Annotated in this window: 17 protein-coding genes; 10 read left to right on the plus strand and 7 right to left on the minus strand. The window is 37.1% G+C overall.

Annotation, left to right across the window (positions count from 1 at the left end):
• Positions 1-4 precede the first annotated feature (4 nt).
• Together ACFIJK_RS05625 and ACFIJK_RS05630 are read right to left on the minus strand one after the other, a co-directional pair.
• The gene (locus ACFIJK_RS05625; RefSeq protein WP_375627100.1) at positions 5-1,315 is read right to left on the minus strand and encodes an MFS family transporter; all 1,311 of its coding nucleotides are present in this window, start codon (positions 1,313-1,315) and stop codon (positions 5-7) included.
• Positions 1,316-1,908: 593 nt separating this feature from the next.
• Positions 1,909-3,216, minus strand: coding sequence for an MFS family transporter (locus tag ACFIJK_RS05630; RefSeq protein ID WP_375626091.1), 1,308 nt, complete (start codon positions 3,214-3,216; stop codon positions 1,909-1,911).
• Positions 3,217-3,410: 194 nt separating this feature from the next.
• On the opposite strand from ACFIJK_RS05630, the gene ACFIJK_RS05635 reads away from it, so the two are divergent.
• The 7 genes from ACFIJK_RS05635 to ACFIJK_RS05665 all read left to right on the plus strand — a co-directional run bounded on the left by ACFIJK_RS05635 (position 3,411) and on the right by ACFIJK_RS05665 (position 12,464).
• Positions 3,411-4,205, plus strand: coding sequence for a thymidylate synthase (locus tag ACFIJK_RS05635; RefSeq protein WP_375627102.1), 795 nt, complete (start codon positions 3,411-3,413; stop codon positions 4,203-4,205).
• Entirely contained in the window at positions 4,202-4,711 is a 510-nt protein-coding gene (locus ACFIJK_RS05640; protein WP_375626087.1) for a dihydrofolate reductase, read from the plus strand. The genes ACFIJK_RS05635 and ACFIJK_RS05640 overlap by 4 nt, the downstream gene beginning before the upstream one ends.
• Before the next feature lie 119 nt (positions 4,712-4,830).
• The gene (gene hflK / locus ACFIJK_RS05645; RefSeq protein ID WP_375626085.1) at positions 4,831-5,970 is read left to right on the plus strand and encodes an FtsH protease activity modulator HflK; all 1,140 of its coding nucleotides are present in this window, start codon (positions 4,831-4,833) and stop codon (positions 5,968-5,970) included.
• A 2-nt stretch (positions 5,971-5,972) separates the two neighbouring features.
• Positions 5,973-6,911: a protease modulator HflC gene (gene hflC, locus ACFIJK_RS05650; protein ID WP_375627105.1), complete on the plus strand. Its 939-nt coding sequence runs from the start codon at positions 5,973-5,975 to the stop codon at positions 6,909-6,911.
• Positions 6,912-7,062: 151 nt separating this feature from the next.
• A complete protein-coding gene (locus ACFIJK_RS05655; RefSeq protein WP_375627107.1) occupies positions 7,063-8,589 on the plus strand; it encodes a Do family serine endopeptidase in 1,527 nt (508 codons plus the stop codon).
• 933 nt (positions 8,590-9,522) lie between these two features.
• A complete protein-coding gene (miaA, locus tag ACFIJK_RS05660; protein ID WP_375627109.1) occupies positions 9,523-10,395 on the plus strand; it encodes a tRNA (adenosine(37)-N6)-dimethylallyltransferase MiaA in 873 nt (290 codons plus the stop codon).
• A 269-nt stretch (positions 10,396-10,664) separates the two neighbouring features.
• Entirely contained in the window at positions 10,665-12,464 is a 1,800-nt protein-coding gene (locus tag ACFIJK_RS05665) for an acetolactate synthase 3 large subunit (RefSeq protein WP_375627111.1), read from the plus strand.
• A 615-nt stretch (positions 12,465-13,079) separates the two neighbouring features.
• On the opposite strand, the gene ACFIJK_RS05670 is transcribed toward ACFIJK_RS05665, so the two are convergent.
• From ACFIJK_RS05670 to ACFIJK_RS05685, 4 genes are all read right to left on the minus strand, one after another.
• The gene (locus tag ACFIJK_RS05670; protein WP_375627113.1) at positions 13,080-13,352 is read right to left on the minus strand and encodes a hypothetical protein; all 273 of its coding nucleotides are present in this window, start codon (positions 13,350-13,352) and stop codon (positions 13,080-13,082) included.
• Positions 13,353-13,557: 205 nt separating this feature from the next.
• Complete coding sequence (locus ACFIJK_RS05675) at positions 13,558-13,914, minus strand: hypothetical protein (RefSeq protein ID WP_375627115.1); 357 nt, start codon at positions 13,912-13,914, stop codon at positions 13,558-13,560.
• 133 nt (positions 13,915-14,047) lie between these two features.
• Positions 14,048-14,482, minus strand: coding sequence for an MFS transporter (locus tag ACFIJK_RS05680; RefSeq protein ID WP_375627152.1), 435 nt, complete (start codon positions 14,480-14,482; stop codon positions 14,048-14,050).
• A gap of 305 nt (positions 14,483-14,787) precedes the next feature.
• Positions 14,788-15,714, minus strand: a complete 927-nt coding sequence (locus ACFIJK_RS05685; RefSeq protein WP_375627117.1) for a D-2-hydroxyacid dehydrogenase family protein — start codon at positions 15,712-15,714, stop codon at positions 14,788-14,790.
• A gap of 1,037 nt (positions 15,715-16,751) precedes the next feature.
• Here ACFIJK_RS05685 and ACFIJK_RS05690 point away from each other — a divergent pair.
• From ACFIJK_RS05690 to ilvC, 3 genes are all read left to right on the plus strand, one after another.
• Positions 16,752-17,873: an ATP-dependent RecD-like DNA helicase gene (locus ACFIJK_RS05690; protein WP_375627119.1), complete on the plus strand. Its 1,122-nt coding sequence runs from the start codon at positions 16,752-16,754 to the stop codon at positions 17,871-17,873.
• 84 nt (positions 17,874-17,957) lie between these two features.
• Positions 17,958-18,692 carry a pyridoxine 5'-phosphate synthase gene (locus ACFIJK_RS05695; RefSeq protein WP_375626555.1) on the plus strand — a complete coding sequence of 245 codons (735 nt, stop codon included), beginning with the start codon at positions 17,958-17,960 and terminating at the stop codon, positions 18,690-18,692.
• Between the two features lie 1,086 nt (positions 18,693-19,778).
• Complete coding sequence (ilvC, locus tag ACFIJK_RS05700) at positions 19,779-20,798, plus strand: ketol-acid reductoisomerase (RefSeq protein ID WP_375627121.1); 1,020 nt, start codon at positions 19,779-19,781, stop codon at positions 20,796-20,798.
• Between the two features lie 114 nt (positions 20,799-20,912).
• Here ilvC and ACFIJK_RS05705 read toward each other — a convergent pair whose 3' ends face one another.
• On the minus strand, positions 20,913-22,304 hold the full coding sequence (locus ACFIJK_RS05705) for an amino acid permease (protein ID WP_375627123.1): 1,392 nt from the start codon (positions 22,302-22,304) through the stop codon (positions 20,913-20,915).
• Positions 22,305-22,943 lie beyond the last annotated feature (639 nt).

Genomic DNA, 22,943 nt, shown 5'->3' on the forward strand with positions numbered 1-22,943 from the left:
AAGTTTAATGAAGTTTATTGTCTTTATCGAGATATCCTCCTTTATCTATATCGGGCATAAGGAGAATAGAGATGAGTGCAATGACCATCATACCAACTATGTAAAAAAAGAAAACAGATTCGTATCCCATATTTTTTAATCCAAGCGCTACATATTCAGCAGAACCGCCAAATAGTGCATTCCCAATGGCAAAAGCAAATCCAACACCAATTGCGCGGATTGAGGCTGGGAACAATTCTGCTTTTATGATACCAGCAATGGACGTATAAAAACTCATAACACAGAGTATTCCAATAATGATTAAGAGTGCTGTCCATGGATTATGGGCATTACCGATCATTTTAAGTACAGGGATGGTGCAGATAATGGATAATACCCCCCAACTAATGAGTGAAGCTCTTGCTCCAATTTTATCGGCTATGGAACCTAAAAGGGGTTGGAGTAGCACAAAAATAAAGAGGGCGGCAGTCATTATCGTTGTTGCGGTTTGTTTATCAAAGCCGGTGGTTGTGATCAGATATTTTTGCATATAAGTAGTGTATGTATAAAATGTGAGTGATCCACCAGCTGTAAAGCCAACAACCAAAAAGAAAGCTTTTTTATGATTGCGAAAAAGTTCTCGAAGACTACCAGCATGTTTTTCAGAGCGGCTTTTGTGGGTTGTTGTTTCATGGAGCAAACTACGCAGATAAATTGCAACGATTGCTCCAAAGCCACCAATCACAAAAGGAATACGCCATCCCCACGCTTTTAACTGATCTTCCGTAAGGTAAAGGGATAAAATAAATATTATAAAACTTGCGAGAAGTTGACCTGTGATCGTTGTTGCATATTGAAAAGATGCAAAGAGCCCACGACGATTTTTGGGTGCAACTTCGCTCATATAAGTTGCTGCTGTACCATATTCACCGCCAACGGAAAGTCCTTGAAACATGCGGACTAAAAGGAGGAGGAATGCTGCTGTTATTCCCAAGGTTTTATAAGTGGGAAGTATGGCAATGAGAAAAGAGCCACCACACATCATAAAAACAGAAATAAGCATTGAGCGTTTACGTCCATAACGATCCGCAATGAATCCAAAGAGCCATGCTCCAATTGGACGCATAAGAAAGCCAATAAAAAAGATTCCTGCAGTTTTTAAAAGTTGTGTAACGATATCTTCATCTTCAGGAAAAAATTGTGATGCAAAATAAACCGATGCAAAGGAGTAAGCATAAAAGTCGTACCATTCTACCAGATTTCCTGATGCACTGGATATGATAGCAAAAATACGTTTCCTTGTATCATGTGGATCTAAAGTTGTTTGATTATTCATGAAGTATTCCCCTTTTAGATCTATAACTTTTCTTCTCTTTAAAGTTGTTTACAGTTTAAGCCATAAAAATTCAATTGTATTGCGATGTTTCTTAAAAAAAGAGGGGGTGGAAGCGGCTTATTTTCATGATGTTTCCAGTTTTTATTTTTGTCATAGAACAAAAACAGTGCTCATATTTATAGGAGGATATGTTTAGATTTTTATTGTGTCTTTAACGGTGTCATCGATCATTCAGATCAGAAAGGGGTGTTGAGAGAGGATTGATTGGTGATAATAGATGCGCTTTAATGTCCATTATTAGACAAATAAGGAAACGATGTTTTGCTTATTTTTGATAAAGAAAAGAGGATATTAATTAAAGCAGATTTGATGTTTTAAAGCTAAGTGTACTGGATTTATTGGTATCATGAAAAATATAGGGTCATGGCATGAGGTACTTTATTCATCATGGTTTATATCAAAGAAGAGGATATCTCTCCTTTATGACACGAGATATGTTTATGATATGAAAGGCATGTCTATAAATTGATTTTACAGTATTATCATAATCAAGAAGCCCGAAAAATCGGGATTCTTGATTTAGTTTAGAAAATTTAATGGATACTATCACCTTGAAGATAACCCTCTTTCCGGGCATCTGGCATTAAGAGAACAGAAATGAATGCAATAATCATCATACCGGTTATATAAAAATAGAAGACAGATTCATATCCAAGATCTTTTAACCCAAGCGCGACATATTCAGCAGAACCGCCAAACAGTGCGTTGGCAATAGCATAAGAGAGCCCAACTCCTATTGCTCGTACTGAAGCGGGAAACATTTCTGATTTTACAATGCCAGAGATGGATGTATAAAAGCTCATAATGCATAGCATTCCAATAATGACTGATAAAGCAATCCATGTACTATCAGTACTACCAATCACATTAAGTCCGGGAATGGTAAAGATAATAGATAAGACACTCCAAATAAGGAGTGAAGTTCTTGTTCCAATTTTATCAGCCATAAAACCAAATGCAGGTTGAAGTAACATGAAAACAAAGAGTGCAGCAGTCATCACAGTTGTGGCTGTATGTTTATCAAAGCCGGTGGTCGTAATCAGATATTTCTGCATGTAAGTCGTATAGGTGTAGAATGTGAGCGATCCTCCAGCGGTAAAGCCGATAACTAGAAAAAAAGCTTTTCGGTGGTTGCTCAAGAGTCCCCTAATACTACCAGCTTGTGCATTAGAACGACTTTCTTTGGTCGTTGTCTCATGGAGCGTGCGGCGTAGATAAATCGCAACAATTGCTCCTAGTCCACCAATGGCAAATGGGATACGCCAGCCCCATGCTTTTAGCTGATCTTCAGTGAGATAAAGCGCTAAAATGAATATAACAAGACTGGCTAGAAGTTGACCACCAATCAGTGTGGTGTATTGGAAAGAGCTAAAAAATCCTCGGCGATTTTTGAGGGCGATTTCACTCATATAAGTTGCTGTTGTACCATATTCACCACCGACAGAAAGCCCTTGAAGCATTCTGAGTAAAAGTAGAAGAATTCCTGCTGCTACTCCAATGGTTTCATAGGTAGGGAGTAGGGCGATTAAGAACGAACCACCACACATCATAAAAACTGAGATAAGCATTGAGCGTTTGCGTCCGTAACGATCGGCAATGAAGCCAAAAAGCCATCCGCCGATTGGGCGCATAAGAAAACCAATAGCAAAGACACCAGCCGCTTTTAAAAGTTGTGTAACGACATTGCCATCTGAGGGAAAAAATTGTGATGCAAAGTAAATGGACGTAAAGGAATAAACATAAAAGTCATACCATTCTACTAGATTACCTGATGCACTGGACACGATAGCCCAGATACGTTTTCTTGTATCATGTGGTGCTAAAGTTGGTTCATTCTCCATAAATTTATCCCTTTTATGATCATACCTAACTTGTTTCTTTTAAAATTTATTTACGATTTGATTCATCAAAATGCAATCGTATAATAATGATTTCCTATAAAAGATGTTTGGGAGGAGGATTTTTTTGAATTGTATTTTTATAAATTTTGAAGTTTCTATTTCCTGTAACGTTAAGAATCAACCATAATATTTATATGAAAATCTATCTTGATCTTTTATCGCATGTTTTAAATAACGGCATTGATCGTACAGATCGAACCGGTGTGGGGACACGATCAATTTTTGGGTATCAAATGCGGTTTGATTTGCAAGCTGGCTTTCCTCTGTTAACAACGAAGAAATTGCATTTGCGCTCGATCATTTATGAGCTTTTGTGGTTTTTGAGGGGTGATACAAATATTGCATGGTTGAAGGAACATGGTGTGTCAATTTGGGATGAGTGGGCTGATGAGAAAGGGAACCTTGGTCCTGTTTATGGTTATCAGTGGCGCTCTTGGCCTGCTCCCGATGGACGGCAGATTGATCAAATCAGTCATCTTTTGACGATGATTAAAGAAACGCCTGATTCTCGTCGCTTAATTGTATCTGCTTGGAACCCCGCACTGATAGAGGAGATGGCTTTGCCTCCTTGTCATTGTTTTTTTCAATTTTATGTTGCTGATGGGAAGCTATCCTGTCAGCTTTATCAGCGTTCAGCAGATATTTTCTTAGGTGTTCCGTTTAATATTGCTTCCTATGCGTTGTTGACGATGATGATTGCCCAAGTAAGCGGACTTAAAGCGGGAGACTTTATTCATACTCTGGGTGACGCTCATCTTTATTCTAACCATTTTGAACAGGCGAGATACCAGCTGTCTCGTATACCAAATGCTTTGCCGTTGATGCTTATAAATTCAGCGGTAACAGATCTTTTTTCTTTTAAATTTGAGGATTTTGAATTGCTTAATTATGAAGCGCAGCCACATATTAAGGCACCGGTAGCAGTATGACTTTTCCAGTTTGTTTAATTGCAGCTGTTGCAGAAAATGGTGTTATAGGTCGTGAAGGTGCGATGCCTTGGCATTTATCCACGGATTTGCAACGCTTTAAAGCTTTGACTTTTGGTAACCCCATTATTATGGGGCGAAAAACATGGGATTCTCTTGGGCGTCCTTTACCAGGGCGTACAAATATTGTTATTACCCGTAATTGCGCATTCACGGCTGAAGGCGCTGTTATTGCTCATTCTTTGTCGCAAGCCTGTTCTATCGCAAAAAGTGTGGCTTCTCAAAATGGTGCAGATGTAGTTTTTATTATTGGGGGTGGTGAAATTTTTCAACAAGGGTTGCATATGGCTGATAAAATATTCCTTACAGAAGTTTTAGCTTCTATAGAAGGGGATAGTTTTTTTCCTGTTTTTGATAAAGAAAAATGGACTATTGTAGAAACACAAGATATTCCAAAAGGAGAAAAAGATAGTCATCCGACACGTTTTGTGGTTTATGAGCGGAAATAATTTTTTGTAATATGAAGTGGAAGGGGTTATCAGTTGTATTGTAATGAGGTAAGAGACACCCTATAAGATCAAGCAAATGGTTGGTGTTCGAGTAGTGGTAATCAGTTAAAGAGGTGATAATGCCCTGGACAAATCAAAATGGTGGTGGCCCGTGGAGTGGCGATAAAAACAGTGGTGACAAAAAAACACCAGCTAAGAATCTCTTTGGTTCTGGTGGCGGTAATGGTGGCGAAAATGGTCCTAATCTTAATGATATTTTGCGCAAAGGGCAGGATCAGTTTAAACAATTCGGGAGAAGCAGTTTTTCTGTTTTATTCCTTCTGCTTATTGTGTTTTTTTGGCTATACCAGTCAATTTATATTGTTCAGCAAAATGAACAAGCGGTAGAGTTGCGCTTTGGCATCCCTAAAGAAGGCATTATTGGTGATGGCTTGCATTTTCATTTTTGGCCAATTGAGACCTATATGAAAGTACCTTTAACGGAAAAAACAATTGCGATTGGTGGGAAGCCTGGTCAGGCGCAACAAAGTGATGGCTTAATGCTTTCAAGTGATCAGAACATTGTTAATGTTAATTTTTCCGTTTACTATCGCATTTCATACCCTAGTCAGTTTTTATTCAATGTGAATGATCAAGAAGGAACAGTTCGCCAAGTTGCTGAGAGTGCAATGCGTGAGGTCATTGGTTCGCGGCCGGTTGATGATGTTTTACGTGACAAGAAAGAAGAAGTTGCTAATGACGTCAGAAAGATTATTCAGTTGACTGTAGATAAATATCAACTTGGTGTTGAAATAAGCCGTGTGTCTATCAGTGAAGCTGCTCCTCCAACAAAGGTTGCTGCTGCGTTTAATTCTGTTCAGCAGGCGGAGCAGGAACGTGGAAGAATGATTGAAGAGGGGAATCGTGTGCGTTTTACGAAAATTGGTTTAGCAAATGGTGAAGCTTCACGCACACGAGAAATCGCAAAAGGTGAAAAGGCACAAATGGTTGAAGAGGCAACAGGGCGTGCGGAACGTTTTCAGGCGATAGCTCGTGAGGCTGCGATTTCACCAGAAGCTGCTCGCTACCGTCTCTATATGGAAACGATGGGGCGTATTCTTTCTTCACCAAATAAGTTGGTTTTTGATCAGGCAAATTCTCCAGCGGTGCCCTATTTACCTTTGAACGAATTGTTGCGTAGCAATTCATCAGAAAAATTGAAGGCAACATCAGCGCGTCCTGCATCGCTTTCGGATTCTCGCATTTCTGGAGGATATTAATTATGCAGCAATCTCGTTTTTTGTTTGTTTTTAGTGCTATAGTGTTTGTTTTGATGATTTTGTGGATGTCCGTTTTTATCGTCTATCCTCGTCAACAAGTAGCAATTAAGCGTTTTGGACAAATTGTTCAGGTAGAATCTAACCCTGGAATCTATTTCAAGGCGCCTTTTATAGATAAGATCATCATTGTGGATAATCGGTTGTTGCGTTACGATGTTCCTACACAATCTGTACAGGTTCGTGGTGGTGCGTATTATGAGGTGGATGCGTTCTTTATTTACCGTATTACAGATCCTAAGTTGTTTTTACAGCGCATTGCTTCTGGGCGTCCACAAATTGCGGCACGTGAAAACCTTGCACCACGGTTTATTGACGCTTTACGTGCTGTTTATGGCAAGCGAGAATTTAAAGCAGCCTTATCGGATGAACGAGGTGCGATGATGGCTGAAGTACAGAAGCAGTTTTCTGTAGATGCAGGTTCGTTGGGTATTACCATTGTTGATGTGCGTATTCGTAAAACCGATTTGACGGATGCTGTTTCAGAAGATGTTTATCGGCAAATGGCAGCTGAACGTGAAGCTGCTGCGGAAAATATCCGTGCTCGTGGTCAGCAGGAGCGAGATCGTATTGTGGCAGAAGCTAATCGTGAATATGAAGAAATCGTAGCAGCTGCAAAGCGTGATGCTGAAATTACCCGTGGTGAAGGTCAGGCTGAAAGTATTCGTCTTTTATTGAATGCGAGGGAGGCTAATCCATCTTTTTACGATTTTTGGTTGGCGATGGAACAATACAAGAATTTAGAGCATACTCCGATGGTGATTTCACCAAATGAGGATTTCTTTTTCTATTTTCGTAATCCGCCGCAGGCAAATAAATCATTCTTACCGACAATGAATACTGGCCTCAGTAAAACGGATTCAAAATCGGGAGAGAATAGATAAAATAATGGATTGCAGATACGAGATTTTGCATGAAAAGAATGATCTGTGACCATTTTCTTTTATGATAAAAGTCGTAGAGAGTATCGAGCCGTGCTGGTTTTACATAGATAAATTTAGTGGGGCTCTTTTCAGCTTTGGTTAAAGGCATGTCATGGATAGAAGTATCGTGAGTAGAAATACGTTTTTGAAGTCTTTTATCACAAGAGTTGTTTTGTGTGTGGTTTTGTTTTTATCAGGATCAGTGAATTTGTCTTGGAGCGCAGAGACAAACAAGACATTGCTTTCTGTTCCTGATTTAGCTTCTGAGCTTTTGGAGACGGTTGTGAATATTTCTACGGCACAGACTGTTGAAGGAACCGAACAGGATGAAAATACTTCGGTACCCGTTATTCCCAAAGATTCATTGCTGGAGGAATATTTTAATGATTTTTTTACACCCAAAGATGGTCAAAAAAATAGTCAATTTCAAAAGGTGCGTTCTTTGGGGTCTGGTTTTGTGATTGATGCGCAAAAAGGGATTATTGTTACAAATTATCATGTTATTGTTGATGCTGATGATATTGAAGTTAATTTTACAGATGGTACAAAACTCAAGGCGAAGCTTCTTGGCAAGGATAGCAAAACTGATTTGGCACTACTTCAAGTGGATGCGGGACGTAAAAAATTAAAAGCTGTGCGTTTTGGTGACTCAGAAAAAGCACGTATTGGTGACTGGGTTATGGCTATTGGTAATCCTTATGGTTTTGGTGGAAGTGTAACGGTTGGTATTATTTCTGCACGTAACCGTGATCTTAATGCTGGTCCCTATGATAATTTTATTCAAACAGATGCAGCAATTAATCGGGGCAATTCTGGTGGTCCGTTATTTGATAGAAATGGTGAAGTCATTGGCATTAATACAGCAATTGTTTCACCTTCTGGAGGATCTATCGGTATTGGGTTTGCTATTCCATCGGATATGGCCCTTGCTGTTATTAATCAATTGCGTGATTTTGGAGAAATAAGGCGTGGTTGGTTGGCTATTCGTATTCAGCCGGTAACAGAGGATATTGCAAAAAGTTTAAAATTGGACAATGCTGTAGGAGCATTAGTGGCTGGTAAAATAGAACAGACGGAAGAAAATAATGTAGATAATAGCCAGTTACAAACTGGAGATGTTATTCTTTCCTTTGGTAATGCAAAAATTAAGCATGCACGTGATTTGCCGCGTTTAGTTGCAGAAAGTTCAGAAGGAAAAGTGGTGGATGTTACTGTTTTACGGAATGGGCAAGAAAAAACAGTAAAAGTTAAGCTTGGACGTTTGATTGAAACAGATGCAAATGAAGATATAGAAGAAGAAGTTGATGATAAAAAAGACAATGATCTGTCGAAAAGCGTGACAATGCAATTTATGGGAATGACGCTATCTGAATTGACAGAGGATTTGCGTCATCGTTATTCAATTTCAGATAAACTTCGAGGACTAGTGGTAACATCTGTTGCACAAAATAGCGCAGCGGATAAAAAGCGTATTCGCGTTGGTGAAGTCATTATTGATATTAATCAGAGTGCTATCACAACAATCGATGAGGCTAAAAAACGTATTCATAAATTACGTGAAGCTGGACGCAAAAATGCTCTATTCATCGTAGCGCGTCCAGATGGAGAGTTACGGTTCCTAACGCTCCTAATGGATTGATACCCCAATGGATTGAGGCTTAAAAATTAATTTTTTGTTTTTTATCAGCCTTGGTATGTGGCTACTTTGTAGCTCAACCATGTGATGTCCAATATTTCTCAAGCTCATTTCATGACAAAAAGGCATGGATTGTATAATATAAAATCCGTTGGGCAGCTCTATTTTTGCATTAAATAAAAGTACAAGTTGGTACCATAATAGATTTGCTAGTTCCCAATATTGCAACAGCCTAGGCTTTGAAGTGCTGCATAAAAGATCTATGTCTTGTGTTTAAGTCAAATTTTTATCTCTGCTTTTGATGCACAAGTGAATGGTATTGATATGGCACTTTATGAGAAGGATAAAAATGAGAAAATCTTATGATATTGGGAGCTCTTATTCAGGTTGCAAAACGCTCAACTATTATAAATAAAGGGTGCAATTATTATAAATCATGTTTTCTTTAGTGAGACTTTTAGAACTTTGTGATTGTACTTTGTGTGCTATAGAGAACGTTTTTTTACTTCATTTTGAAAAAAGTTATCCTAGAGAAAAATGATATTAGACTAAATTAGTTATATATATTTATACCTTTCTTGGTGATGGATGAAAAAATAGTTATAAGAAAGAGAGCGTACAGAAGACAATTTCTGAATCTCTTATTATAAACCAGAGTAACATGCTGTTTTTATAGGAAAAAATAAAGCTGTTTGATTGTATAGGTTAAGCTCAGTATTATTTTCATAAATGATGACAAAGAATATGTTTATTTTTAATGGACTAACGGACAGAATGATTATGGCTGTAATTTATTATTGAATTATGATAGCAAAAATGCTTGGAAATTCCTTTGGTGTCGTTATTAAGTCAATTTTTTCTTTTTTTATAAGTTTCATAGGGGGCTTTGGGGGCTGTGTGTTGCAATAAGTTATTGATTGGGAGAAATTGCTATTCATGACACAGAGAACAGTTACATTAATAGCGGGACCAACGGCAAGTGGGAAGTCAGAACTTGCCTTGAAAATGGCTCAAGAAAAAAATGCTCTCATTATTAACACTGATTCAATGCAGGTTTATGATGTTTTAAATATTTTAACGGCACGGCCTACAGAGGCTGATACTGCGATTGTTCCACATTATCTTTATGGTCATGTGAGTCCTACTTTGAATTATTCAGTAGGGCAATGGTTGTGTGATGTCGAGAAGCTATTGGCTACTTTTTCTTTAAGATCAGTTATTTTTGTTGGTGGAACAGGACTTTATTTTCGTGCTCTTTTAGAGGGGATTTCGGAAATCCCTCATGTTCCAGATGTTGTGCGGCAGAAGTGGCGACTTCGGCTTGATAAAGAGGGCGTTGCAAATCTTTATCGCCAGTTGTTGCAGATTGATGCTGTTGTTGCTGAAAAAATTTCTTCGCACGATGGTCAACGTATTGTCCGTGCTTTGGAAGTTTATGATGCAACCGGTAAGACGCTCAGTTGGTGGCAGAAACAAAAAACAACACCTCTCATAGCGCCGAATTTCATCAAAAAAATTCTTCTCATGCCACCACGTCTTCTGCTTTATGAACGTATTCATAAACGCTTGGATTCTATGATTGAAAGAGGAGCTTTAGAAGAGGTGATGATTATGAAGAATCTTAAGCTTTCCCCTTCATTACCAGCAATGAAGGCTATTGGTATACCTGAATTTATGGCTTATTTGGATGGATATAGAAGCTTTGAGAATGCTCTTGAAGCGGTGAAAACACAAACGAGGAGATACGCAAAAAGACAAATGACATGGTTTCGTAATCAATTTGATGAAGAATGGATGCTTACTTTTTGATAAAAGAGCTAGAGCTTTGCAAAGAAACTTATCGAAAGATAAAAGATAATTCGTGAGAAAGAATTTTTTAGAAAATATAATTTTTTATTGACGAATGGTATCAATGGAATTAGAAATCTTTCTACAAGGAAATTTTTATATATTTTATACGTTGGAATAATGGGGGTGATCATACAGTATGTGTTGTGTAATGGGCTCCTTTGGGGTCTTTTTTTATGGGCTCCGTTAGGGGCTTTTTTATTGTCCTATCAAGTAGGTGAGTGGGAAAAATGAGAAATGATCCAAGAAAGCAAGAGAGTGCAGATGGAAAAATAATGTCGGGGGCTGAAATAGTGATTCAGGCTCTTATAGATCAAGGGGTTAAACATATTTTTGGTTATCCTGGTGGGGCTGTTCTGCCTATTTTTGATGTGCTCTATCACCAAGATACACTCCAGCATATTTTGGTGCGCCATGAACAAGCTGCAGGGCATGCTGCTGAAGGTTATGCACGCAGTACTGGAAAGGTAGGCGTTATGCTTGTGACTTCTGGTCCAGGCGCAACGAATGCTGTTACACCTTTGCAAGATGCTCTTATGGATTCTATACCTCTTGTTTGTTTTTCTGGTCAGGTAGCGACAACGATCATCGGAACAAATGGCTTTCAAGAAGCTGATACGGTTGGAATTACAAAGCCCTGTACGAAGCGTAATTGGCTGGTTAAAAACGTCAATGATCTTGCGGCTATTATTCATGAAGCTTTTTCTCTTGCTCAATCAGGTCGTCCTGGACCGGTTTTGATTGATATTCCTAAGGATGTTCAATTTGCTTCAGGAATTTATAGAGCACCTCAAGCGCCGACATTTATGCGTTCTTATTCAAAGCCGAAAGGGAATGCGCAGGCTATTGAAGAGGCTGTTTCTCTCTTAGTAGAAGCAAAGCGTCCTGTTATTTATTCTGGTGGTGGTGTTATTTCATCAGGGATGGAAGCTGTAAAGCTTTTGCGCGATTTAGTTCAACTGGGTGATTTTCCGATTACATCAACGCTCATGGGGCTTGGTGCTTATCCCGCTTCTGGCAAAAATTGGCTTGGAATGCTTGGGATGCATGGAACCTATGAGGCTAATATGGCCATGCATGATTGTGATGTTATGTTGGCTGTTGGTGCGCGCTTTGATGATCGTATCACAGGGCGATTGGATGCATTTGCACCTCATGCGCGTATTATCCATATTGATATTGATCCTTCTTCTATTAATAAGATCGTAAAAGTGAAAGTGCCCCTTATTGGTGATGTGGCTTGTGTTTTAGGAGATATGACGCAACTCTTAAAGATACAGAAACCAGCGTTTAACAGTGAAGTCCGTGAGGCGTGGTGGACGCAAATTAATCGCTGGAAAGCTCGTAATTCATTGGCATATATGGAAAAAAAAGATGTTATCATGCCACAATATGCTCTTGAACGACTTTATGCTCTTACTAAAGATGCATGTGCTTATATCACAACGGATGTCGGACAGCATCAGATGTGGGCAGCACAGTATTATCATTTTGATGAACCAAAACATTGGATGACTTCTGGTGGTCTTGGAACGATGGGGTATGGTCTTCCGGCGGCTATCGGTGTTCAAATAGCACATCCTGATGCGCTTGTTGTGTGTATTTCTGGTGATGCCTCCATTCAGATGAATATTCAAGAACTTGCAACAGCTATTCAGCATGATACACCAGTGAAAATTTTTATTTTAAATAATCAGTATATGGGGATGGTTCGCCAGTGGCAGCAATTGCTACATGGTAATCGTCTTTCTCATTCTTATACGGAATCTATGCCTGACTTTGTGAAATTGGCACAAGCTTATGGAGCCGTGGGAATTCATTGTTCAAAACCCGATGAACTTGATAATAAAATTCAGCAGATGATTGACTGTGATAAGCCAGTTCTTTTCGATTGTCGTGTTTATCATTTAGAAAACTGTTTTCCTATGATCCCATCGGGATGTGCTCATAATGAGATGTTATTACCCGATGAGGCAAGCGAGGAAGCTGTTGCAAATGCTGTTTCTTCCGAGGGAAAGATTCTTGTATAAAATGAATATGTTAACAAAATAGTAAAGGATGGTGATGAAGTCTTTGGAGTCTTCATCTCTGTCTCTTCTTTGTGGAGAGTTCCTATTATCCTTAGAGCTCATTTTATGATTTTCATTCTTTGTTTAAAGACATGGGGTGTATTATTATTTGTATGCGATGTTTGTTTTTTTAATTCATATGTTCACATTAATAGCTATTTCGTTGCATTTTTTAGATAATATATTGAATTGTCTGTTATAAATTAATTATGTTGTCTCATATATGAAAGATTCCATTGTGCAAGAAAAAAGCCACCGTGCTTGAAGGGGGCAACCATGCAAACCGTCATACTTGTGAAAACAATAGAAAAGTTTGTCACTATGTTTTGGTTTCGCATTATGAAATTACTCCAAATCGCTCTTTCAAGGGATTGATAGGAAAATCCCCCTAGCGGCTTGAAAGGAAGGGCAAATATAACAAAGATCAAACGCAGCCATAGAAAATCAATTGGCCACCATAGCTTATAATCAGGTAGTAATCTCACCTGATTATGCGGGGGAAATCTATATATATGAGATGTGTAGTCAATATATATAAACCGGAATAATACTCAACATCGTATCATTATCAGGACATTAACATTGAAAATCAAATATTCTTTCTTTTATTTGTTCTACATATTTATGATTCCATAAATCTGCAGACACAAACACTCTTTGAATCCACCGCATTGGATTTTCATAACTATCAAATGATCCAAAAAATTTACCTCCAGAGTGTAGAGCCATTCTGTTATCAATGTATAATAATCTTCCTAGTTGTACATCAATTCCAAAAGATACAGTCTTCATAGCTTCATAAAAATGATTTAAAGCTTCCTTAGCTTTTTTTGACTGTGGCTCTAACATGCCCAGATAAAAAACAGCGCTGATATCTGGGAATTCACCGTCCTCTCGAACTAGGAGGCACTTTACTTGTAGAGGTTACCCAATTTATCCTCTATAGAGAAAATTAATTATATATAAATTATCCCTTAAGCTACTCAAATCCTTCTCACTTAAAAGTTTTAAAGCTAGATGTGCACCAGATATTCTCGTTAACGGGCCATCAACATCATTGCGAACACCAGAAAAATATCCCTTTAGGAGATAAATTTAAACTCGTTATAAATTTTAGTGCAGTATTTTCTATATGAAAATCTAACTCAACTTCAGATCCTAATCCTGTATAATCTTTTTTATTATCCTCTAAAGGAACTAGGTTGTTTACTATATGTTCGCCTTCAAATTTAATTGAATAAGGCTCTCCGATTAATAAAGAAAACATCATAATTAAATTTTCGCTAATATAGCCACTTTTACAAGACGCATCTAAATTATAAGGATTAGGTGACGTATTAATTTGTCTATCAATTGGAAGGTTTTCAAAGCTTAAATATGCTCTAGGGGTAATAGACATCTTTTGATTCATAAGAATTGTCAATATTCTATGGGGTAGCAGCGAAAATGCTATTTTTTTAGCTTAACCGAATATTCAATACCACCGTATGGATCATAAATAACATGGTCTAAAGCCTCCCAAAGTTTGTCTCTTTCGCCATTGCTCAACTCAAAGTTAGTAAATAAGTGTCTGTAAAATCTTGGATTAATCCAAATAATGGTGGAGCAGTAATAATTGCGATTTGATTTACATACATTGCTAAACCCAGAGAAAGTCCAACGCTTTCTTTCGACGAAGAGTCTACAATATAAGCAACCCAAGGGCCATACCATCCTAATCCAAAAAAACCTAACCAAGCAGATAAAATAGTTAAATAAATTATCGATCCACTAATACCCAAAATTAATATTAAAAATCCAAAAACGACTGCAATCATGCAAAAGAAGACAGGAAAAAATCGTCCTTTTCTACAATGATCACTCCACGCTGCTAAAATAATTCTTCCTAAGGCACCAGAAGCCTGTGAAACAAAGAACAAATAAGCACTTTTATCTAAAGACAGGTGATAGATTCTATAAAAATAAATCATTATAAAAATGGTTAAAACATATTAAACTATCACAAGTGAAACGCCTGAAAAAATAATAATATACATCCACCTAAAAAAGAAACTATGCCCCCTCCAATTAAAGTGTATTCCAATAAAGTAGCCTTTTTTTAATAATGCTTGCAACAATAAATTAGGTATTTTATGCTGATTACATAAAAATCTGTCAATACGATTGGTCTTAATATGAAAGCTAAGGAATATGCTTAATTTAAGGAAATAAGCTATTATGTGTCGTGCAAATTTGATACGCTAGCGATATAAGATAAATTTTACAAACATTGGCTCATCCGGCATTAAGCGCTCTTCATAAAAGACGCTATATTTTGGCAAGCTTTTTCAAAATAATTCTCAAAGCTTTCTTCAGTCACATAGCCCAGATGCGGTGTGCAAAGAACTCTATCTGATTGCAATAATTTGCTCTCATATACCGGCTCGCTGTCATAAACATCCAGTGCAAAGTAAGTTGAATTTTCCAAACTTAGTATTTTTTCTATCGCCCCTTTTTCAACCAAAGCTGAACGCGCTGTGTTGACAAAAATAGCATGAGGTTTCATGCTCAATAGGTCATCTAATTGAATGATTTCTCTGGTTTTATCGCTTAAACGTAAATGTACGGATATAATGTCAGGACGTGTAAAAAATTCATCTTTTGAATGCGTAAAATGATAACCTAAATTTTTTGCTTCTTGCGTTGAACGTTCGCTCCCATAAACCAAAATGGACATGCCAAAAGCTTGAGCATATTGAGCAACCATTTTACCAATACGCCCAAACCCGAATATTCCAAGAGTAGCCCCTTTCATTTGGTTGCCAAATGTTGTTTGCCATCGTCCTTTTTTCATATCAGACACAGATTTACAGAGTTTTCTACGCGCAGACATAATTAAGAGCCACGCAAATTCAGCAGCAGAAGTTGGATCTCCACCACCGTCTAATATTTCAATTCCTAAGTCTCTACAAGCTTCTATATCAATATGTGAACCTATGGGGCCTGTTTGGCAGATTAATTTTAAATTTGGCAGTTTCAGGAGAAGATTTCTATCAACCATGGTCCGCTCTCTGATTAAGATAAGAATATCTATCTCTTTGAGCTTATCTTCTAAATCACATTCTTTAGCTAAATTATTTATAACAAGCACTTCATGCGATTTCATTAATTTTGTAATAGACTGTAATGTTAGGGTAGCTTTTTGATAGTCATCTGGAATTAATATTTTCAATTTAAATCTCCCGTTTCATTCATCAATATTTGAGCTCATTATTTCATTTCTAAAACAACCAAAAAGCAATCTCATCGCTGATATTTTGACATAACGCCAAGCCTATTAACAAATTATACCCCTTGATTTCATTGTTGTTTCTAGCAATAAGAATAGCATTAATCAGTTAGTTTTTATAAACTTTAAAACATTGCGACAAAAAGTTTGACTCAGTAGATGGAGAATTGCGCTTTTCTCATATTCTAGAGGACGGACCTGAAGTGCTACGCTGGACTGAAACCCATGTCCCAGTTTTCTTATAATAGACTACCAAGAAGGCCATACTTACGAACCAGATTTTATTGTCGAAACAGAAAACGCTACATATTTGTGCAAGATAAAGCGGGCTTTATATAAGCGTGATGTCTCTCTTTATTCGTTGAGATATAACTTATTTGTAGCATGAAGAGTAAATTTATTAAAATCGTGATAAGAGGGAAATAGGAAATATATAGGTGTATCATCATAGGGTTAAGTCGTTTTGTTGAGAGCTATTTCTATTTCTGCCAAAAGGTTTTTGATATATTTAATTATTATTTCGTAATAGTGGATGTACTTTATTTTTATGTGCAAGAAAGCTGAGTGATTGTGTAAAATAGTATTCATAAAATTACATTATTCTTATCCTGTTAAGGACATTTTTTCTAGCGAGGGTTTTGCAATTGCAATGCTCTTTTTCTCATTCTAAATTTTGGTTAGAAAAAGCGTATATAGGTATTATTTTAAATTTAAGACATGCATATTCCATTGTTGGTGTTACTGTTGTAAAAAATGATATTTTATTTGATAAGTATAAGGTGTTACCAAGAAGATCGATGTATAGATAAAATTTAGATTGCTACAATATCTTGAAAAAGCAATGGGTAAATAATTGATAATTGTGCTATGAAAGTTGTTAGATGGGCGTGTGTCAGCAATTCTTAATAAAAAAGTTTTTCTTGATAGTTGGTTTTTTTCAAAATAGTGCTCTTTTTATGCAAATTTTATGTTGGTAAGTCATGCAGTTTTCACCGGAACAGGATAATGCATTGAAGGCTGTTGCTGCGTGGTTGAAAGAGGGGCGTTCTCCACTTTTTCGCCTCTTTGGCTATGCGGGGACGGGTAAGACAACGCTGGCACGCTATTTTGCTGAAACAGTTGATGGTTCTGTTCAGTTTGCGGCGTTTACAGGCAAAGCGGCACAGGTTTTGCGCTCTAAAGGTGCCAGTAATGCTTGTACTATTCATTCGTTGATTTATTGTCCGCGTGGGGAAGAAGAAGTTTCCGATGAAGTTACGGGAAAGAAGTCTATTGCACCGACATTTGCATTAAATCGGAGGAGTGCAGCTGCACAAGCTAAGCTCATTATTGTCGATGAGTGCTCGATGGTAGATGAAAAATTGGCGCGTGATTTAATGAGCTTTCGGACGCCAATTCTTGTTCTTGGTGATCCAGGTCAATTGCCTCCTATATCAGGTGGAGGATTTTTTTCTAATGGAGAACCAGATTTTCTTCTTTCAGAAATTCATCGGCAAGCGCGGGATAATCCGATTATACGTCTTGCTATGGATGTGCGTGAAGGACGCGATATTGCTTATGGTGACTATGGAGAAGCGCGCGTTGTTACACGTAAAGAGGTCAATCAACAATTGGTTTTGGATGCTGATCAGGTATTGGTAGGGGTTAATCGTACGCGCTACCTTTATAATCAGCGTTTGCGTGTGTTAAAAGGATTTACAGCAGATTATCCGCAAGCAGGAGACAAGCTTGTGTGCTTGCGAAATGATCCTACTAAAGGTTTGTTGAATGGCTCTTTATGGAAGGTGATGACTTCACAGAAGGAAACAGTTAAACCAAGTATTAATCTTCTTGTGAAACCAGAAGAAAGTGAGCGTGGGGTAGCAAAGATTAAACTGTTAAAAGCAGCGTTTGAAAACCCTGATCAAGAAATTTCATGGCAATTAAAAAAGCGATATGATGATTTTGATTATGGGTATGCATTAACGGTTCATAAAGCGCAAGGTTCTCAATGGAATAACGTCGTTTTGTTTGATGAAAGTTTTGCATTTCGTGATATGTATGCGCGCTGGCTTTATACGGGAATTACGCGCGCAGCAGAACGTTTAATGATTGTTCGATAGAAAAAATATGTATATTATCTAAGTTTCAGATGGAAAATGCCTTTTTTCTATCTTGTTACACACTATAGAAAAATGGAAATGGGCATGGCGGTAAAACTTTCGGTTAATCTTAATGCTGTTGCTGTTTTGCGTAATCGACGGAATCTTCCGTGGCCAAATATCACGCATATTGGGCATATAGCGCTTGCTGCTGGAGCAGCAGGTTTGACTGTTCATCCACGCCCCGATGAAAGGCATATTCGTTTTGCGGATTTGCCAGATATATACTGTTTAATCAAGAACAATTTTCCTGCGGCTGAGTTTAATATTGAAGGTTATCCCAGTGATCAATTTTTGGATATTGCTGAAAACTACGCGGATCAGATTACCCTTGTTCCTGATGATCCAAATCAGCCAACGTCTGATCATGGTTGGAATTTTTCTCATGATGCGGAATTTTTGGCACCCGTTGTTAAGCGTTTGAAAAAAAGAAAGATTCGTGTATCACTTTTTGCTAATCCTACTATCGACGGTCTTGATATTGCTAAAGCAATAGGGGCTGATCGTGTGGAATTTTATACGGGACCTTACGGTGGTGCATTTCAGGAAAAAATAAAACAGGATCAGGAGCTCAATAAACTTGTTTTAGCAGCAAAAAAAGCCAAAGAACTGCAATTAGGTATCAATGCAGGTCACGATTTGACGATTGCTAATCTTCCTGCTCTTATCAATCGTATTCCTTGGCTTGATGAAGTTTCTATTGGCCATGGGCTCATTGCCGATGCATTAGAGTATGGAATGCGTGATACTGTTCAGCGTTTTGTTCGGTTATTATCGTAATCTTTTTCTCTCTATGAAATTGAAAGAGAAATTTTTATAAAGCTTTGCCAATTTATCTTAAAAAATAATATATGTTTAGATAACTAGCACTATTAGCGTGCATTATAAATATTCTATTGTTGCTCTGTTTATTGGTTGCTTTCTATCTTTTGTTTTTGAGTGTATGCGATGTTTTTTATTTGTACTATCTATTAGGGAGAAGAAATAGGGATTGGAAGGTATTTTCCTTGTAAAAGAGTGCGTAGGGTTTTTATGGATCAATACACAAATTTTCTTGATGTTTGAGCTCATTTTACGGGTTATCTGTAAATAGTATAATGTAAAATCATCCATGGATGATATGAAGTCTATTGCTATCATCATTTTATTGGCTAATTCAATGTTGTGGCAGTTTTTGGCATAGTGGCAGTTTTTGGCATATAAGGGTTTTGATGATATTGACTTGTAGCTTTATGAAGTAAAGAGAGTGGTGTGCAATAAATCTTAGGCGATTATAGGGGGCCTAGAAAAGGGCTCGAGCACATTAAAAGTTCTTTATAAGGCGCCATAAATGAATAACATAATGGCAGTATGGGGGTGTTCTTTTTCGCGTGAGAAGCGTGGATATTAAAGAACGTAAAAATTAAAATGTTCTCTTTATTATTCTAAAAATATTGTTGTATATGCTTTTGAATATTGTATTAAAACAATACTTGTTATTTTGTAATTTTTCTTGCTATCCGTATTGATTTGGTTCATGTTAAAAATTGTATATTTTATCTTAATTTTTAGAATATAGTTTTTTGTTGCACGATAGAAGAGTAAAATATTAGCAAATATATTTTCTTTAGAAATCTTGTTTTGCGTAATTATTCTTTTTGTAGAATAGTAGTTGAAGTTGATTTGGGGATCTGTATATGTTTTGGGTATGTTTGGGGACTACAGTTTTTTTTATGCAATATGTAAACTTTAAAAATTATTCAATTGCTATGTTCTTATAAGCGGTGTTTTTTGTCTTTATAAGTGTGTGATGCACTGAAGATAATGTTTCTTATTTAATAAAAATAATCTGAAATCCAGTTTAAATAGAAAAAGAAGGAAGTTTTTATGCTTGTTTATTATGATCGTGATGCGGATGTTAATCTTATTAAAGGGAAAAAAGTAGCCATTGTTGGTTATGGTTCTCAAGGGCGTGCGCACGCTTTAAATTTGAAAGATTCCGGTGTAAAAAATGTGCAAATAGCTTTGCGTTCAGGGTCGGAAACAGTTAAGAAAGCTATGGCAGATGGTTTTGAAGTGGTGAGTGTTGCAGAAGCAGCAAAATGGGCAGATCTCATCATGATGGCAACACCAGATGAATTGCAAGCTGATATTTACAAAGAGCATATTCATGATCATTTACGTGATGGGGCAGTGATTGCTTTTGCGCATGGTTTGAGCATTCATTTTGGCTTGATTGAACCTAAAAAACACGTTGATATCGTGATGATTGCTCCTAAAGGTCCAGGGCATACAGTTCGTCATGAATACCAACGTGGTCGTGGTGTTCCTTGCTTAATAGCGGTGGCACAAGATGCTTCAGGGCATGCTCATGATGTAGCATTGTCTTATGCATGTGGTCTTGGTGGTGGACGTGCTGGGGTGATTGAAACAACATTTAAAGAAGAGTGCGAAACTGATCTTTTTGGTGAACAAGCGGTTCTCTGTGGAGGTCTTGTTGAACTGATTCGAGCAGGTTATGAAACATTAACACAAGCAGGTTATGCACCGGAAATGGCTTATTTCGAGTGTTTACATGAAGTTAAACTGATTGTTGATCTCATGTATGAAGGGGGCATTGCAAATATGAATTATTCGATTTCTAATACAGCTGAATGGGGCGAATATATGTCTGGTCCACGCGTAATTACGGATGAAACCAGAGCAGAAATGAAACGTATATTGAAAGATATCCAAACAGGTAAATTTACATCAAATTGGATTCAAGAATATAAAGCTGGTGCTGCTCATTTTAAAAGTATGCGGCGTTTAAATGATAATCACCCTATTGAAGAAGTTGGTAAAAAACTTCGTTCTATGATGCCTTGGATAAAATCTAACGCTTTGGTTGATAAAGAGCGTAATTGAAGCTTCTATAGAGATGTTTTGTCAATAGCTTTTATAATTTTATAGATAAATATCAAAAAAGGGTAGCTTTAGTTACCCTTTTTTATATGTTTTGTGCGACATAAGCTTTATTTTTTATTTTTTTGCATAATTCTTTTTTCCAAAAAGAAAGTATAGAATTCCTAGAAATATGAACCACGCTGGAGTGTATTTTAAAGCTATGGCAGTATCAGCTTCTAATGACAATAAATAAATAATGAATGCAAAGAAGATTAGAAGAGTCCAACACATAAAAATACCTCCAGGCATTTTATAAGGAGATACGGCATGTTGGAGAGGACGGTTGCGACGATAGACAATATAGCTGATTAAAATTATAGACCATACAAATATAAACAAAATTGCTGCGATTGTGGTTACAATTGTAAAAGCACTTATGATTGTTGGTGATAGCGATAAAACTGCATAACCTAATAAGATGCATAAGCAGGAAAAGAGTAATGCATTGGCTGGAACGCGGTTGCTAGAAAGTTTTCCTAAAAATTTAGGTGCTCCCTTTTGCGCTGCGAGACCGTATATCATGCGGCTGGTAGAAAAAATACCACTATTGGCTGAAGATGCGGCAGCTGTTAGAACAACAAAGTTCATCAAACCAGCAGCGGTTGGAATACCAATAAGTGCATACATCGTTACAAATGGGCTTTTTTCTGGAATGATTTGATTCCAAGGAGTGACGGACATAATCACAATGAGAGAGAAAATATAAAAGAAAATAATACGGATTGGTATCGAATTGACAGCTTTGGGCAAAACTTCTTGTGGTTCTTTGACTTCAGCTGCAGCTGTTCCAGCGAGTTCAATGCCAACAAAAGCAAAAATAACAATTTGAAATCCGGCAAAAAATCCTGTAATGCCTCGAGGAAAGATATTTCCGCCGTTCCATATGTTGCCAAGGGAGGCAACGGTGCCGTTCGGGGAGATAAAGCCAGTAAAGATCATGTAAAATCCTACAATAATTAATACTAAAATTGCTAGGATTTTGATAAGGCCAAACCAAAATTCGAGTTCGCCAAATAGTTTTACGGCTACGAGGTTAAATATTAAAAAGGAAAGGATACCTATGAGAACAGGAATCCACGAATTGAGTTCAGGCCACCAAAAGTGCGTATAACTAACAATAGCAATAATTTCAGCAGTTCCGGTTACAATCCAGCACAACCAATATGTCCAGCCGATAAAAAATCCAACACTTGGACCAAGAAGATCGGTTGAAAAATCAATAAAAGATCGATATTGCGTATTAGAAAGCAGTAATTCTCCCATAGCACGCATTACGAAGTATATAGCGCAACCAATAATAGCATAAACTAATAAGATTGAAGGACCAGCGACGCTAATTGTTTTTCCTGATCCCATGAAGAGACCTGTTCCAATAGCTCCACCCAGGGCTATAAGTTGGATGTGGCGATTATCTAGCCCACGTTGCAATTTTTTCTTAGGTTTTTTTTCTAAATTTTGTTCATTCATTTTTGGGAAGTTCCCCTTAAGTTATTTTTAAATAAAAATTATCCTAAAAAAGGTAATCCATTCTATCGGAACACACTATGGTTAAGGAGTAAAGGAATTTTTTTCTATGACTATATGTGAACAAAGAAAAACATTATGAATTAATGGAATAATTACTTTATAAACAAGAACTAAAATATAAATTATATTATACTTTTTATGTTTTATACATATATTATAAATATTTATTATAAATAGAAAAATATTTTCATAGAATATATTTTATTGTAGATAGCTACTAAGATATATCCTGTTTAGAGCTGTATTTTTAATTTTGATAAAAAATTGAATATAAATTTTAGGAGGGCGGTTTTAGATAAAATCTTATGTTTTATTAGTAAACAATGTCAGTGAAGTTTATAGAGAATTCTTTACAGAATAGCGCGTTTCTTATCCTATAATGCAGTAAAATACTGTTGTTTAGGGTAGTGATATAAAGCATATAAAATTTTACACATTAAGTATTTTTAGAATGTAGGGGGGTATTTAGGGCGGGGTTAGCCCGTAGAGCCTTATGTAGGTGAACCATATAAAGTGGTTAGCAGCATCCCCCTTAACAAAGTTGGATTGTTTACAAACCCAGACTTGCGAGGAACCCTC

Origin of the sequence: Bartonella sp. PS17NMGDW (genome assembly GCF_042193555.1) — a bacterium.
GTDB classification, from domain to species: Bacteria; Pseudomonadota; Alphaproteobacteria; order Rhizobiales; family Rhizobiaceae; genus Bartonella; species Bartonella grahamii.

What these genes read in the sequence shown, in the direction of transcription:
- ACFIJK_RS05625 (WP_375627100.1), bottom strand. Translation starts at nt 1,315, where the DNA reads ATGAATAATCAAACAACTTTAGATCCACATGATACAAGGAAACGTATT.
- ACFIJK_RS05630 (WP_375626091.1), bottom strand. Translation starts at nt 3,216, where the DNA reads ATGGAGAATGAACCAACTTTAGCACCACATGATACAAGAAAACGTATC.
- ACFIJK_RS05635 (WP_375627102.1), top strand. Translation starts at nt 3,411, where the DNA reads ATGAAAATCTATCTTGATCTTTTATCGCATGTTTTAAATAACGGCATT.
- ACFIJK_RS05640 (WP_375626087.1), top strand. Translation starts at nt 4,202, where the DNA reads ATGACTTTTCCAGTTTGTTTAATTGCAGCTGTTGCAGAAAATGGTGTT.
- hflK (WP_375626085.1), top strand. Translation starts at nt 4,831, where the DNA reads ATGCCCTGGACAAATCAAAATGGTGGTGGCCCGTGGAGTGGCGATAAA.
- hflC (WP_375627105.1), top strand. Translation starts at nt 5,973, where the DNA reads ATGCAGCAATCTCGTTTTTTGTTTGTTTTTAGTGCTATAGTGTTTGTT.
- ACFIJK_RS05655 (WP_375627107.1), top strand. Translation starts at nt 7,063, where the DNA reads ATGGATAGAAGTATCGTGAGTAGAAATACGTTTTTGAAGTCTTTTATC.
- miaA (WP_375627109.1), top strand. Translation starts at nt 9,523, where the DNA reads ATGACACAGAGAACAGTTACATTAATAGCGGGACCAACGGCAAGTGGG.
- ACFIJK_RS05665 (WP_375627111.1), top strand. Translation starts at nt 10,665, where the DNA reads ATGAGAAATGATCCAAGAAAGCAAGAGAGTGCAGATGGAAAAATAATG.
- ACFIJK_RS05670 (WP_375627113.1), bottom strand. Translation starts at nt 13,352, where the DNA reads ATGTTAGAGCCACAGTCAAAAAAAGCTAAGGAAGCTTTAAATCATTTT.
- ACFIJK_RS05675 (WP_375627115.1), bottom strand. Translation starts at nt 13,914, where the DNA reads ATGAATCAAAAGATGTCTATTACCCCTAGAGCATATTTAAGCTTTGAA.
- ACFIJK_RS05690 (WP_375627119.1), top strand. Translation starts at nt 16,752, where the DNA reads ATGCAGTTTTCACCGGAACAGGATAATGCATTGAAGGCTGTTGCTGCG.
- ACFIJK_RS05695 (WP_375626555.1), top strand. Translation starts at nt 17,958, where the DNA reads ATGGCGGTAAAACTTTCGGTTAATCTTAATGCTGTTGCTGTTTTGCGT.
- ilvC (WP_375627121.1), top strand. Translation starts at nt 19,779, where the DNA reads ATGCTTGTTTATTATGATCGTGATGCGGATGTTAATCTTATTAAAGGG.
- ACFIJK_RS05705 (WP_375627123.1), bottom strand. Translation starts at nt 22,304, where the DNA reads ATGAATGAACAAAATTTAGAAAAAAAACCTAAGAAAAAATTGCAACGT.